Below are 14,410 nucleotides of genomic sequence, written 5' to 3' on the forward strand. Positions count from 1 at the left end.
TCCGGCGCAACAAATGACGACACTGGACGACGGCACACGGTGCCGTCACGTCTTCCTTGCGCGGCGTTCACGCGACGGCGGCGCAGATGCCGCGTCCTGTGACAGCCGTCACCGTGCGTAGGAAAAAATCAGATTGTCGCTCCGATACGCAAGGAATAACGTACGCGAATTCGTCATCGGGGAGGTTGACGGATGATCCTTTGGCGGCGAGATCGCCGTCTTGCAACTACACGTCCACGTGCTGCCCATGCAAGGGAATGCCAGGGGGAGGCAGCCGATCCGGACGCATTTTGGGATCGCTAGACAGCACACGAATAAGGGGCCGTGCTTCGCACGGCAATTCTTGCATGGGGCTCACGTGGCCGCATCGGGCCCGTTTGTCCCGAAAAAAATTGTCTAGGAGTTTTCAATGCCCAGTCATTACCGTCTGAAACTGCTGGTCGCCGCGATCGGCATGGCTACTGCGTCAGCAGCCACGGCCGCCAACACGAAGACCTTGCACGCACAGAACCTCGGCGCGGTGCCGGCCAGTTCGCTGGCCGCCCAGCTCAACCTTGGCCAGAACATGTCGCTGGCGCCGCGCAGCGCCGTCGCCATTTCCGGCGGGCACAAGGTCGTGCGCCATCAGCAGATGTACCGCGGCGTGCCGGTCTACGGCCGCAGCATCGCCGTGGTGCAGGATGCCAACGGCAACGCACTGCGCGCCACCGGCGAGCTGATGCAGGACGCCCAGCTCGGCCTGGCTTCGGTCGCGCCGAAGTTGACGGCCGACCGCGCCATCGCCGCACTGCAGGCGCATGCGCACACCACGCTGGTCGGTGACGCCACCATCGGCAACCGGATGACCGATCTGTTCGTGTACCCGCAGGACAACGGCACGGCGCGCCTGGTCTATCGCGTGTCCTACTTCGTCGGCGGCACGCATCCGTCGCGTCCGACCGCGATCATCGACGCCAACACCGGCGAGGTGATCAAGAGCTGGAACGGCCTGACCGATGCCTCGGCCACCGGCCCCGGCGGCAACGCCAAGACCGGCAAGTACGTCTACGGCACCGACTACGCCGCGCTCGACGTGACCCAGTCCGGCAGCACCTGCACGCTGGTCAACACCAACGTCAAGACCTACAACCTCAACCACGCCAGCAGCGGCGGTTCGGTGGTCAGCTTCACCTGCCCGAACAGCGACACCGACGCGATCAACGGCGCCTACTCGCCGGTCAACGACGCCCATCACTTCGGCGGCGTGGTGCACGACATGTACACCGCCTACACCGGCGCCGCACCGCTGAACATGCAGCTGGTGATGAAGGTGCACTACAAGTCGAACTACGAGAACGCGTTCTGGGACGGCACCGCGATGTACTTCGGCGACGGCGCCAGCACGTTCTACCCGCTGGTGTCGCTGGACGTGACCAGCCACGAGATCAGCCACGGCTACACCGAGCAGAACTCGGGCCTGGAGTACAGCGGCCAGTCCGGCGGCATGAACGAAGCGTATTCGGACATCGCCGGCGAAGCGGCCGAGTTCTACGATCGCGGTGCGGCGGATTTCCTGGTCGGGCGCGATATCGTCAAGACCAGCGCCGGCATCGGTGACGCGCTGCGCTACATGTGCAACCCGCCGCAGGACGGCGGCTCGATCGACAACGCCGCGAACTACACCTCCAGCCTCGACGTGCATTATTCGAGCGGCGTGTACAACAAGGCGTTCTGCCTGCTGGCCAAGACCAGCGGCTGGGACGTGAAGAAGGCGTTCCAGGCCTTCGCGCTCGCCAACAAGTCGTACTGGACGGCCACCTCCACCTTCAACTCCGGCGCCTGCGGCGTGGAGTCGGCGGCGACCGACCTGGGCTACAACGCGAACGACGTGATCGCGGCGTTCAACGGCGTCGGCGTGAGCTGCGCGGGCGGTGGCGGCGGTGGCGGTACCACCACCGAGCTGCAGAACAACGTGGGCGTCACCGGCGTGTCGGGTGCGACGGGTGGCGACAACGACTACTTCATCACCGTGCCGGCCGGCGCCAGCAACCTGGTGATGTCGATCTCCGGCGGCACCGGCGATGCCGACCTGTACACCAAGTTCGGCAGCGCGCCGACCACCAGCAGCTACGACTGCCGCCCGTACAAGGCCGGCAACGCGGAAAGCTGCAGCGTGGCCGCGCCGCAGGCCGGCAAGTACTACATCAAGGTGCACGGCTACTCGGCGTACTCCGGCGTCACCGTGAAGGCGTCGTACAGCACCGGCGGCGGTGGCAGCGGTGGCCTGCAGAACGGCGTGCCGGTGACCGGCCTGGCCGGTGCGAAGAGCCAGGAACTGAGCTACACGGTGACGGTGCCGTCGGGCAGCAACCTGGCCATCGCGATCTCCGGCGGCACCGGCGATGCCGACCTGTACGTGAAGAAGGGTTCCGCCCCGACCACCAGCAGCTACGACTGCCGTCCGTACAAGACCGGCAATGCCGAGACCTGCTCGTTCAGCGCGGCCTCGGGCACGTACTACATCAAGGTGCGCGGCTACACGGCGTTCTCCGGCGTGTCGCTGAAAGCCACCTGGTAAGCCCCCTGACGGGCCACGGACGGCCCGCCGTTTCACTCAAGGAGCAGTCATCGCAACGCGGGCCCGGTCGCATCGACCGGGCCCTTTTTCATGCGTGGAAGTCAGCCGGCGACTTCCTCGAAACGGTTGGCGTCGCGGTTCTTGCGCACCTTGGCCGGATCCCACACGCGGCCGTTCATGGCGATGTAGACGCCGTCGGGCAGGGTCTGCACCGCGGCCACCGCGCAGCCGATGTTGAACACCGCGTCGGAGCCCTGGAAGCGCGCCGGGTTCAGCGCGCCGGTCAGCACGATCACCTTGCCCTTGATGCTGGCCAGTTCGCGTGCGGTCTCGACCATGGTGTCGGTGCCGTGGGTGACCAGCACGTGCCGGTGCGGCTGCGCCTCGATCGTCGAACGCACCAGCGCGCGGTCCTCGGCGCCCATGTGCAGGCTGTCCTTGCGCAGGATCGGGATCACGTCGAACTGGAAGGCCACGCCGAGCTGGCCGAGGATCTCGCCGATCTGCGGCGCGCCGATCTTGTAGTCCGACTTGTCGTCGAAGTAGATCTTGTCGATGGTGCCGCCGGTAGTGACGATGGTCAGATGCTGCATATCGGTGGGCCGTGGGGGAATGGCGGCATTTTAGCCCGCACGCCCGTGGAACGCTTGCCGCGGCAGATTGTTGTAGGAGCCCGCTGGCGGGCGATGCTCTTTTGTTTCCCTGCAAGTCCGAGGCAGTTGTCGACCCGACTTTGTAGGGCGGGCACTGCCCGCCGGCTCTTCAACGATGCGTCGCGGCCAAGGGCGGCGGGCAGTGCCCGCCCTACGAGGCGTGTCAGCCCAGCAGCAAGGCGGTGTCGTCCGCGTCCGGCGTGACCAGCCGGTCGAGGCCATGGCCGACGAAGCGGCGCAGTGCGGCGGCCGGGCGCCGGTCGCCATGGCGGTCCGACCAGCTGGCTTGCCGCGCCAGCAGCGCCGCCGCCGCGCAGCGCGCCAGCGTGAAGGCGAGCCCGCGCGCGCCGGCTTCCAGCGTGTCGCGTGCGGCCGCATGCTGGTCGAGCCAGCGCGCGGCGGCGTCCAGCGTCTGCCGGATCGCGCTGGCCGCGTGCATGTCGTCGTTGCCGTCCAGCCAGCTCGCGCAGGCCGTGCGCAACGCGCCCAGGCTGTCGCCGGCCAGCGCGCGCAGGCTGTCCAGCGACAGCACGTTGGTGGTGCCTTCCCAGATCGCGTACACCTGCGCGTCGCGCAGCAGCTGCGGCAGGCCGGTGTCCTCGATGTAGCCGGCGCCGCCGAAGCACTCCAGCGCTTCCGAGCACATCTGCACCGCCAGCTTGCCGGTCCACAGCTTGGCCAGCGGCGTGAGCAGGCGCAGCAACGCGGCCTCGTGCGGCGCCGCCGCGCCGTGCTCGACCCGGCCCAGCAGGTGTGCGACTTCGAACGCCAGCGCGAACGCGCCCTCGAACTCGGCCTGCATGTCGGCCAGCGTCTGCGCGTGCAGCGGCTGCTCGATCAACGGACGGCCAAACGCGCGCCGGCGCTCGGCGAAGTCGCGCGCCAGGGCGATCGCGCGGGCCATGCTGGCGACCGCGCAGACCGCGTTCCAGGTGCGCGTGACGTTGAGCATCGGCGCCACCTGGCGCACGCCGTTGGCCAGCTCGCCCAGCGGCCAAGCGGGCAGGCCGTCCAGATGGATTTCCGCGGTGGGCAATTCCTGCGTGCCGAGTTTGTCCTTCAGACGGTCGATGATCAGCTCGGGCTTGCGTCGCGCGCCGTCCATCGTCTCCACGTAGAACAGCGCCAACGCCGCGGTGCCTGTGGCCGCCGCGCCCTCAGGCCGCGCCAGCGCCAGCGCCGCCTCGCCGACCACCGCCGAGCTGAACCACTTGCGCCCGTACAGCCGCCATTGCCCGTCGGCATCCTGCCGCGCGACGGTTTCGGTGTGGCCGACATCGGAGCCGCCGGCGGTCTCGGTCATCCACTGGCCGCTGAGCCAGAACGTGGCCGGGTCGCGGCTGAGGAAATGCGGCAGCACGCGCTCGATCAGTTCGCGGTTGCCGGAGGCCTTGAGCGCGGTGGCGGCACCGTCGGTCATCGCCAGCGGGCAGGTGTAGAACTCGCTGGCGAGGTGGTACAGGTAGACGCGGGCGAATTCCTCCAGCCGCCCGTGCGCGCTGTCGCCGTGGCCGGCGGCCAGCACGGCATGCCGCGTCGTCATCGCCGCGCCTTCCTGCCACGCCGGCGTCAACTCGATGCGGTCCACCCGCTGGCCCCACGCATCCCACTGCGTCAGCACCGGCTTGCGCCGCGTCGTGGTGCATGCGCGCTGCCACGCCATCTGCGCGTAGTCGCCCAGCGCGTCGAGGTCGGCATCCAGCGCGGCGCGGCGCTCGGCCGGCAGCGCCCGATCGAGCAAGGCCAGCAGCGCACGGTCGCCGCGATACGGGTGCGGCAGTTGCGGTGAATCCTGCAGGAAGGCCATGGCGCGCTCCGTCCAGAGTCGAGGTGTCGAGTATAGGCATGCGGGCATTCGGCGCGTGGCGCTGGCATCATCGAAAGCCACTCCCCAGCGCAGGCGCCACCCATGCGATTTTCCGAAGCGATGCGGACAGTCACGCGCCATGGCGACGGCTGGCAGGCCACGGTGAGCGAGGACTGGCTGCAGGGGCGCAGCGCCTTCGGTGGCCTGCAGGCGGCGCTGGCCCTGCGCGCCATGCGCGAGCTGGTGCCGGCGGACATGCCGCTGCGCACCCTGCAGGTGACGTTCATCGCGCCGGTGCCGGCCGGTAGCGTGGCCATCCGCGCGCGGCTGCTGCGTGCAGGCCGCAGCGTCATCCAGGTCGAGGCCAGCCTGTGCGACGGCGAGCAGACGCTGTGCCGGCTGCTTGGTGTATTCGGCAGCGCGCGCCCTTCGGTGCTGGACTTCCAGCCCGAACAACCGCCCGTCGTGGCAGTGGCGCCGCAGGAGCTGCGCTACGTCGAAGGCCGCATGCCCGCCTTCACCCAGCACTTCCGCGCCAGCTGGCTGTGCGGCGACCTGCCATTCAGCGGCGGCCATCAGCGCGATAGCGTGCTGCAGCTCTCCCTGCGCGACGACGGTCCGCCCGACGAAACCCACGTACTCGCCTACGCCGACTTCATCCCGCCGATCGCCCTGTCGATGTTCGCCGCGCCCACCCCCGGCAGCTCGCTCACCTGGATGCTCGAACTGCTGCGCGACCGCTACGACGACCTGGGCATGAACGACTGGCGCGTCGACGCGGAACTGATCGCCGCCCGCGACGGCTACACCAACCAGAGCGTGATGCTGTGGGGGCCGGGCGGCGAGGCGGTGGCGTTGAGTCGGCAGAGTATGGTGGTGTTTGGGTGAGGGGGGTGTTTCGTGTACGGCGTTCGCACCGTGATCATGCACGGGAGAACACGGTGGGACTGGATAGCGGGACAGGCTGCAGCAAGCTGATTAGGCCGTCTATTCGTCTTGATGGTCGGTGCAATGTCTGCGTGGTGGCACGGGGTAGGGTGCGGGATTAGACTGCGTTTAGACATCTATGTAGCGTTAGGCCATGACGAAGTTTAGACGAGCCTCAGAGATCACACCTGAAGAGTACGAGCTTCAGGTGAAGATGTGGCTCGAATCTGTCGCGGGCGAACTCGACTCATTCTCGGCAAATCATCGAGAAGTGCTAAGTAGTGCGGATGGCGAATACGAGATAGATGTTGTTGTTCGCTTCAAGGCACTTGGGGGAGTCCAGTTCAAAACACTCGTTGAGTGCAAGAAGCACAAAAATTCAATCAAGAGAGAGTTGGTTCAAGCGCTGCACCAAAAGCAACACTCCCTTGGTGCCAACAAAGCCATTCTTGTCAGTACGTCTGATTTTCAAAATGGTGCGGTTGAATTTGCAAAGGCGCACGGTGTCGCGCTTGTGAGACTGCTCGGCGGGGCAGCCCTATACATTCGGGGGAGCAAAAACAACGACGCACCTATTCACAGATTCCCGCGGAGGCCGATCCCTATGCGGGCCTTTTGTACTCTCCAGAGGGCGGACTTATTCCGGAAGGCTTCAACAGCCACACGAATATGGCGCTGGAGCGCTTTCTTACGGGCAGGGGCCCCGGCAAGTCATTCAAGGCGGACGGCTTCGCCGCCGCTTAACTCAAGCGTTGAGGCTGTAGGAAACCCCTCTTGGACAAGTTGATCGCCAAGCGGGGGCGTCGGGGGAAAAGCGACCTCGCAGAACGCTCTACAATCGACGCGCAGCCTGTCGGGAAGGGTTCAAGTACCTCCCTGAGATCGTGCGAATCCGCACCAAGGTACTTTTTCTATAACCTCGTTAGATGCCATGAAACTCATCGCCCCTTGCCACAAGTGCGCTGTCCCGTCGAGTCCCGCTGTGATGATGACTGGGGAACTCGACAACGATTTGCTGGCTATCTGCGTATGTCCTAACGGTCACCGGCATTTAGTTCACCAAGCCCACAGTGCACCGGAAGTCGTCTACTCGGCGGGCATAAGAGCATTTCTGGCCGGATTCTATTCGGAGTCAGTGGTAACTCTTACTGCAGCACTGGAACGTGGCTACGAGCTGTTCGTCAAGGTTTTTCTGCGCGCAAGTGGCGGAGCGGCAACAGACGTAGATCAATTTTGGAAGGAACTTCGCAGCTCGTCGGAAAGACAAGTTGGCGCATTCTGTGTCATTTATTTTTTTGCAACTGGCATGCCATGGAAAACCTCCACCAAGCAAGCGGAATTTCGCAATAAGGTGGCCCACAGGGGCTACATCGCGACGCATGAAGAGGCGCACGGGTACGGCGAATACGTCACCACCAGCCTCGACGCGATTATGAGTTACATCAAGTCGCACAACCGCGATGCCTTCTATCAGCACTTAGAAGCCAGTCGAGCCGTCGTTTATCGTAAGGCAGAAGAGAAAAGCCGAAACGATCCTAGTCTTGAGCTCTGCTTTGCAGGCTCTTCTGCGCTCGAGTGGAACAACGCCGGCCATCCGGAGCCAACCTTTGAAGACGCATTGCTCGCTACCTCGGCGTATTTAAAGCAGTTCACGGATGGCGTTTAACAATTCTTCGGACAAAAGGGGTCAGGTTCATTTTCCAAGCGTCAGACGGTATCTCCACTGCGCGGTTTGCGCTTCACCCCAGCCCCCAGCGCCGCAATCAGCAACACGGTCAGCACGATCTCCGCGATCGCCAGCCAGCGCGCGCCTGCCGAACTCCAGGCCTCGGACACGCCGTGGCAGAAGTAGAACAGGCTGAGGATGCCGACCCAGAGCAGGGCGCGGCGCACGTCGCGGATCGCCAGCAGCGGCAGCAACAGGGGTATCACGGTGATCGCCAGCACCAGCCAGGCCGGCAGGCTCTGCGGCGGCACCAGCCAGGCATGCCAGACGAGTTGCAGCACGACCAGCAAGGCCCAGGCGGCCAGGCCGACGCGATAGACGGGCAGGATGGGCGTGCGCGCGGCGGCGGTCATGGCGTGTCCGCCAGGCGGCGGGCCACGTCGGCCAGGCGCCGGCCCAGCGCGCGGGCCAGTTCGCGTTCGTGTTCGCTGATCGGGTTGTCGCCCTTGGCGCCGGCGACGTGGCTGGCGCCGTACGGGGTGCCGCCGCTTTGCGTGGCGGTCAGCGCCGGCTCGGTATACGGCACGCCGAGCAGCAGCATGCCGTGATGCAGCAGCGGCAGCGCCATCGAGAGCAGGGTGGATTCCTGGCCGCCGTGCATGGTGCTGGTGGAGGTGAACAGCGCTGCCGGCTTGCCCACCAGCGCGCCGCTGGCCCACTCGGCGCCGGTGGTGTCGAGGAAATGTTTCAGCGGCGCGGCCATGTTGCCGAAGCGGGTGGGGCTGCCCATGGCGAGTGCGACGCAATCGAGCAGGTCCTGCTTCTGCACGTACGGCGCGCCGTCCTCGGGCTCGGGCGGTTGCGCGACCTCGGTCACCGGCGCCACCGGCGGCACCTGGCGAAGGCGCGCGCGCATGCCGGGCACTTCCTCGATGCCGCGCGCGATCAGGCGCGCCAGTTGGGCGGTGTGGCCGCTGCGGCTGTAGTACAGGACCAGGATCTCGTGATTCATGTGGCGTCGACTCGCGCGTTTGAGGCATTCACAGCCAATACGCTAGTGTACCGGCCGGTACCCACGATGTTGGTGGTCCGCCCGGGCCACCAGCGAGAGGACAGCGATGATCCGGCGCTTCAACCGCGACCGCACGAAGAGCTTCAGCCGCTTCATCTGGCAGCGCTTCGTCGACGACAAGTGCTTCGAGACGGCGGGTGCGTTGTCGTACACCACGCTGGTCTCGCTGGTGCCGTTGACCGTGGCGGTGTTCGCGATGTTCTCGGCGTTCCCGGTGTTCCAGCCGGCGCGCGACACGCTGATCAATTTCGTGTTCGAGAATTTCGTGCCGTCGACCGGCGAGGCGGTGCAGGCGACCATGCTGGGGTTTGCGGCGAATGCCAGCAAGCTCACCGGCATCAGCATCCTGGTGATGCTGTTCAGCGCGCTGGCGATGATGATCAGCATCGAGGACCGGCTGAACCGGATCTGGCGCGTGCACCAGCCGCGCAGCTGGGGTTCGCGCCTGCTGCTGTACTGGGCGGCGCTGACGCTGGGGCCGATCCTGGTGGTCGGCGGCATCGCGGTGACCTCGTACGTGACCGCGGCGCCGCTGCTGCACAGCGCCGCCGACCAGCTCAGCGGGGTCACCCAGAGCCTGCTCGGCACGCTGCCGTTCCTGGTGACGTTCTTCACGCTGTGGCTGATGTATTCGGTGATCCCGAACTGCAAGGTGTCGCGCCGCGACGCGGCGATCGGCGCGCTGCTCGGCGCGGTGCTGTTCGAGATCGCGCGCTGGGGCTTCGGCCAGTTCGTGCAGCAGGCGCAGACCTACCAGCAGATCTACGGCGTGCTGGCGGCGATCCCGATCTTCCTGCTGTGGATCTACCTGTCGTGGGTGATCGTGATCCTGGCCGCGTCGATCGCCGCCTCGGCGTCCGCGTTCGAATACCACGCGCCGGCGCACACGCTGCCCGAAGGCGCCGAGTTCCTCGGCTTGCTGGTGGTGCTGCGCCATTTCGTCGAGGCGCAGCGCAGCGGCGACTGCATCGACCCGGCCGAGCTGCGCGCGCGCGAGCCGTACCTGCGCAGCGCGCTGATCGCCGCCTACATCGACGACCTGCAGCAGGCCGAGCTGATCCGCCGCGGCGACACCGGCGGCTGGCTGCTGTGCCGCAGCCTGGACAGCACCGACCTGCTGCGCGTGTACCGGCACACCGACTACCGCCTGCCGCTGCGGCCGCAGGAAGAGGCGGCCGCGCTGGGCATTGCGCTGCCGCCGGAACTGCTGGCGCTGCTGGCCGAACTGGCCGCCGCGCTGCAGGCGAAGCTGGGCGCCCGGCTCGACCAGATCTATCCCCCTGCCGCCGGCCCGGCGGCTGACATCGAGGAACTCCCCGCATGACCCTGTTTTCATCCTTCACCGCTCCGGTTGCCGCGCTGGCCGTGGCGCTCGCGTTCGCTACCCCGGCGCACGCGGCGGTGCCCGCGCAGCCCACGCTGAAAGTCACCACGCTGGACGGCAAGACCTTCGACCTGGCCGCGCAGCGCGGCAAGTGGGTGATCGTCAACTACTGGGCGACCTGGTGCGTGCCGTGCATCAAGGAGATGCCGGACATCTCGCGCTTCGTCGCCGCGCACAAGAACGTCACCGCGATCGGGCTGGCCTACGAGGACAGCGAGCCGGCCGACATCAAGGCGTTCCTGGCCAAGCACCCGGTGGCATACCCGATCGCCCAGGTCACCCTGGACCAGCCGCCGAAGGATTTCGACGAGCCGCGCGGCCTGCCCACCACCTACCTGATCAGCCCCGACGGCAAGGTGGCCAAACACATCGTGGGGCCGGTGACCGAGGCATCGCTGGAAGCCCTGATCGGAGCCAAGTGATGCCGACGGCGCGGTTCATCGTCAGCGGGCGGGTGCAGGGCGTGTGCTATCGCGCCAATGCCCGCGAGCAGGCGTTGGCGCTTGGTCTTGCCGGCCATGCGAAGAACCGGAGCGACGGCAGCGTCGAGGTGCTGGCCGGCGGCACGGCGCGCGCGCTCGATGCACTGGAACGCTGGCTGCGGCGGGGACCGCCCGCGGCCAGCGTCGAGGCGGTCAGCCGCGAGGACCTGCCGGAGCAGGATCTGCACGGATTCCACACCGGCTAGAACGTATCGGGCACCCACGACGCCTGGTCGGTGACGTGTTCGGTCTTCGGCTTGCCCTTGAGCTTCGGCAGTTTCACCGCAGGCACGGCTTCCTCGTGCAGCGGCAACTGCTGCAGCAGGTGGCGGATCAGGTTGATCCGGCCGCGCTTCTGGTCGTTGAAATCGACCACGAACCACGGTGCGTGGTCGGCCTGCGTGCGCTCGATCATCGTGTCGCGCAGCCGGCCCATCTCGGCGTACTTCTGTCGCGCGACCAGGTCCACCGGCGAGAGCTTCCAGCGTTTCAGCGGATCGTCGGCGCGCTCGGCGAAGCGCTGTTCCTGCTCGGCCTGGTCCACCGCCAGCCAGTACTTGAGGAGGATGATGCCGTCGTCGGCGAGCAGCTTCTCGAACGCCGGCACCGCGTCGAGGAAGGCTTCGTATTGGGCCTGGGTGCAGAAGCCCATGGCCGGCTCCACCACCGCGCGGTTGTACCAGCTGCGGTCGAACAGCACGAACTCGCCGGCACTGGGCAGGTGGGCGACGTAGCGCTGGAAGTACCACTGGCTGGTTTCGGCCTCGCTCGGTTTGGGCAGGGCCACGATGCGGTAGCCGCGGGTGTCCAGGCTCTCGGTGATGGCCTTGATGACGCCGCCCTTGCCGGCAGCGTCGCGGCCTTCGAAGATCACCAGCAGCCGCTTGCCGCCGCTGCGCAGGCCGCGCTGCAGGCGGATCAGGTCGAGTTGCAGTTCCTCGATTGCCTTGCGGTAGTGCTTGCCCATGAGCGCCTCGCCGGATGCCGCGTGTCGTGCAGGTTAACCCGGCGCGGCGTGACGGTGGGGTTCAGGCGTTGCTGAGTGCCAGCGGCGGATCAGCGTGCCGATCGCTGCTCCGGCATGCGGCGAAGATCAAGAGCGACCCCACCCCAACCCTCCCCTGCAAGCAGGGGAGGGAGTACGGCGGCTTCGTAGCAGGGGAGGGAGTACGGCGGCTTCGTAGCAGCGGGGAGTACGGCGGCTTCGGCCCCTCCCCCTGCGCAGCAGGGGGAGGTCGGAAGGGGGTGAGCTTTTGATCTTGGCGCGACGAAGAGCGATCCCACCCTCCCAAAGGGATTCCCTTCGGTCACAGCCCTCCCCTGCAAGCAGGAGGGAGCCGGGGTTCAGGTGCCGCCGAGCGCCTGCAGCAGGTCGGCCTGGTGTTCGCGGGTCAGCGTGTCGATCAGTTCGCCCAGGTCGCCCTGCATGATCTCGGGCAGGCGGTACAGGGTGAGGTTGATGCGGTGGTCGGTGATCCGCCCCTGCGGGTAGTTGTAGGTGCGGATGCGCTGGCTGCGGTCGCCCGAGCCCACCTGCAGCCGGCGCGTCTCGGCCTGTGCCGCATGCTGCTTGCTCTGCGCCTCGTCGAGCAGGCGCGCCTTCAGCAGGCCCATCGCGCGGGCGCGGTTCTTGTGCTGGCTGCGCTCCTCCTGGCACTCCACCACGGTGCCGGTGGGCAGGTGGGTGATGCGGATCGCCGAGTCGGTCTTGTTGACGTGCTGGCCGCCGGCGCCGGAGGCGCGGAAGGTGTCGACCTTGAGGTCGGCCGGGTTGATCTCGATCTCGTCGATCTCGTCCAGTTCCGGCAGGATCGCCACGGTCGCCGCCGAGGTGTGGATGCGTCCCTGTGACTCGGTTTCCGGCACGCGCTGCACGCGATGCGTGCCGGATTCGAACTTCAGCCGCGAATACGCACCCTTGCCCTCGATGCGCGCCACGACCTCCTTGTAGCCGCCGTGTTCGCCCTCGTGCTCGCTGAGGATCTCGACGTGCCAGCGGCGGCTTTCGGCGTAGCGCAGGTACATGCGCAGCAGGTCGCCGGCGAAGATCGCCGCCTCGTCGCCGCCGGTGCCGGCGCGCACTTCGAGATAGAGATTGGCCTCGTCGCGCGGGTCCTTCGGCAGCAGCAGCAGCTGCAGTTCGCCGTCGAGGTCGAGCAGGCGCTGTTCCAGCCGGCGCACGTCGTCGACCGCCATCTCGCGCAGCTCGGGGTCGTCCAGCATCGCGCGCGTTTCGGCCAGCTCGCGCTCGGCCTGGTCGTGCTCGCGCAGCGAGGCGGCGACCGGTTCGAGCTGGGCGTATTCCTGCGACAGTTCGCGGAAGCGCGTGTTGTCGGCGAGCACCTCGGGCTGCGACAGCAGCAGGCCGATTTCCTCGTGGCGCTCGGCCAGGGCCTCGAGCTTGCGGCGGATCGATGGAGTCATGGGCTGCTGGCGATGGAAGGGGGCGGGTGATGGAGCGGATGCGGCTCCATCTTGCGGAGAGCACGGCGGCGGCAGCAAGCCGCCCTCGCTACTGGTCCCGCGTCCCGGCTTGTTCGTCGTCCAGCCCGTACAGCCGTCCGGCGGCGTGCAGCAGGTCGAGATCGCCGGAGAGCGCGGCTTCGCGCAGGCGCGCGCTGGGGTGGTGCAGCAGCTTGTTGGTCAGCGTGTTGGCGAGGAAGGCCAGCGCCTCGTCCGGCGACTTGCCGTGGGCCAGCATGGCGCGGGCCTTGCCCAGCACCTCGTCGCGATAGACCTCGGCGTGCTGGCGCATGTCGACGGCCGGGTTCTTCAGGGTCAACGCGCGGCGCCAGGCCATGTAGCGTTCCACCTGCAGGTCGATGATCGCCTCGGCCTCGTGCGCGGCGGCGGCGCGCGAGCGCAGGTTGTCGTCGATCACCTGGCGCAGGTCGTCGATGCCGTAGAGGTAGACGTCGGGCAGCTCGCCCACGCTGGCTTCGATGTCGCGCGGCACCGCGATGTCGACCATGAACATCGGCCGGCGTTTGCGCGCCGCCATGGCCTGTTCGACGCAGGTTCGGGTCACGATCGGCTGCCGCGCGGCGGTGGAGGAAATCACGATGTCGGCCTCGGCCAGATGCTGCGGCAGGTCGGCCAGCGCGATCGCGTAGCCGCCGTGGCGGCCGGCCAGTTCCTGCGCGGTTTCCGGCGTGCGGTTGGCCACGATCAGTCGGCGCACCTGCTTCTCGGCCAGATGCCGCGCGGCCAGTTCGATGGTGTCGCCGGCGCCGATCAGCAGCACGCAGGCGTGCTTCAGATCGGCGAACACCTGCTCGGCCAGGCGCACCGCGGTGAACGCGACCGACACCGTATGCGCGCCGATGCGGGTGTCCGTGCGCACTCGCTTGGCCACCGCGAAGGTGTGCTGCAGCAGGCGGTCCATCGGCGCCTTCAGCGACTGCGCCTCGCGCGCGAGCTGGTAGGCGTCCTTCACCTGACCAAGGATCTGCGGCTCGCCCAGCACCATCGAGTCCAGCCCGGTGGCGACGCGGAACATGTGGCGCACCGCGGCGTCCTCGTCGTGCCGGTACAGGAACTCATCCAGCTTGCCGGGGGTCAGATGGTGATGACGATTCAGCCATGCCTGCGGGATGTCCTCCGCGCCCGTCGCGACGCCGACGTACAGCTCGGTGCGGTTGCAGGTGGACAGGATCATCGCCTCCTCCACGCCGGGCTCGCGGGTCAGTTCATGCAGGGCCTCGCCGGCGGCGTCCGCATCGAACGCCACCTGCTCGCGCAGGCTGACCGGCGCGGTGAGGTGATTGAGCCCGAGGGCGATCAGCGGCATGGTGGTCGGAGCATTTCGGCGGCAGGGATCCGGCGGCGTAGGCTAAGCTTGGCGCGACGTCGCCAGGCGGTG

Annotated in this window: 13 protein-coding genes; 6 read left to right on the plus strand and 7 right to left on the minus strand. The window is 67.1% G+C overall.

Annotated features, from left to right (window positions below; translation table 11 throughout):
- The first annotated feature begins 409 nt into the window (after positions 1-409).
- On the plus strand, positions 410-2,557 hold the full coding sequence (locus tag R5H19_RS03670) for a pre-peptidase C-terminal domain-containing protein (RefSeq protein ID WP_318157622.1): 2,148 nt from the start codon (positions 410-412) through the stop codon (positions 2,555-2,557).
- Between the two features lie 101 nt (positions 2,558-2,658).
- Here R5H19_RS03670 and R5H19_RS03675 read toward each other — a convergent pair whose 3' ends face one another.
- Both R5H19_RS03675 and R5H19_RS03680 read right to left on the minus strand, forming a co-directional pair.
- The gene (locus R5H19_RS03675; RefSeq protein WP_007514349.1) at positions 2,659-3,150 is read right to left on the minus strand and encodes an asparaginase domain-containing protein; all 492 of its coding nucleotides are present in this window, start codon (positions 3,148-3,150) and stop codon (positions 2,659-2,661) included.
- A gap of 223 nt (positions 3,151-3,373) precedes the next feature.
- Complete coding sequence (locus R5H19_RS03680) at positions 3,374-5,017, minus strand: acyl-CoA dehydrogenase family protein (RefSeq protein ID WP_318157623.1); 1,644 nt, start codon at positions 5,015-5,017, stop codon at positions 3,374-3,376.
- Positions 5,018-5,119: 102 nt separating this feature from the next.
- On the opposite strand from R5H19_RS03680, the gene R5H19_RS03685 reads away from it, so the two are divergent.
- Positions 5,120-5,905 (plus strand): thioesterase family protein, encoded by a 786-nt coding sequence (locus R5H19_RS03685; RefSeq protein ID WP_318157624.1) that lies wholly within the window; start codon positions 5,120-5,122, stop codon positions 5,903-5,905.
- A gap of 970 nt (positions 5,906-6,875) precedes the next feature.
- The gene (locus tag R5H19_RS03690) at positions 6,876-7,610 is read left to right on the plus strand and encodes a hypothetical protein (protein ID WP_318157625.1); all 735 of its coding nucleotides are present in this window, start codon (positions 6,876-6,878) and stop codon (positions 7,608-7,610) included.
- Between the two features lie 41 nt (positions 7,611-7,651).
- On the opposite strand, the gene R5H19_RS03695 is transcribed toward R5H19_RS03690, so the two are convergent.
- The gene (locus R5H19_RS03695; protein WP_318157626.1) at positions 7,652-8,023 is read right to left on the minus strand and encodes a DUF2069 domain-containing protein; all 372 of its coding nucleotides are present in this window, start codon (positions 8,021-8,023) and stop codon (positions 7,652-7,654) included.
- Positions 8,020-8,622 (minus strand): NAD(P)H:quinone oxidoreductase, encoded by a 603-nt coding sequence (gene wrbA / locus R5H19_RS03700; protein WP_318157627.1) that lies wholly within the window; start codon positions 8,620-8,622, stop codon positions 8,020-8,022. The genes R5H19_RS03695 and wrbA overlap by 4 nt, the downstream gene beginning before the upstream one ends.
- 106 nt (positions 8,623-8,728) lie before the next feature.
- On the opposite strand from wrbA, the gene R5H19_RS03705 reads away from it, so the two are divergent.
- The 3 genes from R5H19_RS03705 to R5H19_RS03715 are packed head-to-tail and all read left to right on the plus strand — an operon-like array spanning position 8,729 to position 10,754.
- Entirely contained in the window at positions 8,729-10,006 is a 1,278-nt protein-coding gene (locus tag R5H19_RS03705; RefSeq protein WP_318157628.1) for a YihY family inner membrane protein, read from the plus strand.
- Positions 10,003-10,488, plus strand: a complete 486-nt coding sequence (locus tag R5H19_RS03710) for a TlpA disulfide reductase family protein (protein ID WP_318157629.1) — start codon at positions 10,003-10,005, stop codon at positions 10,486-10,488. The genes R5H19_RS03705 and R5H19_RS03710 overlap by 4 nt, the downstream gene beginning before the upstream one ends.
- Positions 10,488-10,754: an acylphosphatase gene (locus R5H19_RS03715; protein WP_318157630.1), complete on the plus strand. Its 267-nt coding sequence runs from the start codon at positions 10,488-10,490 to the stop codon at positions 10,752-10,754. Before R5H19_RS03710 ends, R5H19_RS03715 begins: the two co-directional genes overlap by 1 nt.
- Here the strand turns inward: R5H19_RS03715 and ppk2 are convergent.
- From ppk2 to hemA, 3 genes are all read right to left on the minus strand, one after another.
- A complete protein-coding gene (gene ppk2, locus R5H19_RS03720; protein ID WP_318157631.1) occupies positions 10,751-11,515 on the minus strand; it encodes a polyphosphate kinase 2 in 765 nt (254 codons plus the stop codon). The two genes, R5H19_RS03715 and ppk2, sit on opposite strands and share 4 nt — an antisense overlap.
- Positions 11,516-11,892: 377 nt before the next feature.
- Positions 11,893-12,972, minus strand: a complete 1,080-nt coding sequence (gene prfA, locus R5H19_RS03725) for a peptide chain release factor 1 (RefSeq protein ID WP_318157632.1) — start codon at positions 12,970-12,972, stop codon at positions 11,893-11,895.
- An 88-nt stretch (positions 12,973-13,060) separates the two neighbouring features.
- Entirely contained in the window at positions 13,061-14,338 is a 1,278-nt protein-coding gene (hemA, locus tag R5H19_RS03730; RefSeq protein ID WP_318157633.1) for a glutamyl-tRNA reductase, read from the minus strand.
- Between the last annotated feature and the right edge of the window lie 72 nt (positions 14,339-14,410).

It is taken from the genome of Rhodanobacter sp. KK11, from assembly GCF_033345435.1.
In the GTDB taxonomy this organism is placed as follows: domain Bacteria; phylum Pseudomonadota; class Gammaproteobacteria; order Xanthomonadales; family Rhodanobacteraceae; genus Rhodanobacter.

Coding starts and splice junctions, on each gene's coding strand:
- R5H19_RS03670 (WP_318157622.1), top strand. CDS start 410: ATGCCCAGTCATTACCGTCTGAAACTGCTGGTCGCCGCGATCGGCATG.
- R5H19_RS03675 (WP_007514349.1), bottom strand. CDS start 3,150: ATGCAGCATCTGACCATCGTCACTACCGGCGGCACCATCGACAAGATC.
- R5H19_RS03680 (WP_318157623.1), bottom strand. CDS start 5,017: ATGGCCTTCCTGCAGGATTCACCGCAACTGCCGCACCCGTATCGCGGC.
- R5H19_RS03685 (WP_318157624.1), top strand. CDS start 5,120: ATGCGATTTTCCGAAGCGATGCGGACAGTCACGCGCCATGGCGACGGC.
- R5H19_RS03690 (WP_318157625.1), top strand. CDS start 6,876: ATGAAACTCATCGCCCCTTGCCACAAGTGCGCTGTCCCGTCGAGTCCC.
- R5H19_RS03695 (WP_318157626.1), bottom strand. CDS start 8,023: ATGACCGCCGCCGCGCGCACGCCCATCCTGCCCGTCTATCGCGTCGGC.
- wrbA (WP_318157627.1), bottom strand. CDS start 8,622: ATGAATCACGAGATCCTGGTCCTGTACTACAGCCGCAGCGGCCACACC.
- R5H19_RS03705 (WP_318157628.1), top strand. CDS start 8,729: ATGATCCGGCGCTTCAACCGCGACCGCACGAAGAGCTTCAGCCGCTTC.
- R5H19_RS03710 (WP_318157629.1), top strand. CDS start 10,003: ATGACCCTGTTTTCATCCTTCACCGCTCCGGTTGCCGCGCTGGCCGTG.
- R5H19_RS03715 (WP_318157630.1), top strand. CDS start 10,488: ATGCCGACGGCGCGGTTCATCGTCAGCGGGCGGGTGCAGGGCGTGTGC.
- ppk2 (WP_318157631.1), bottom strand. CDS start 11,515: ATGGGCAAGCACTACCGCAAGGCAATCGAGGAACTGCAACTCGACCTG.
- prfA (WP_318157632.1), bottom strand. CDS start 12,972: ATGACTCCATCGATCCGCCGCAAGCTCGAGGCCCTGGCCGAGCGCCAC.
- hemA (WP_318157633.1), bottom strand. CDS start 14,338: ATGCCGCTGATCGCCCTCGGGCTCAATCACCTCACCGCGCCGGTCAGC.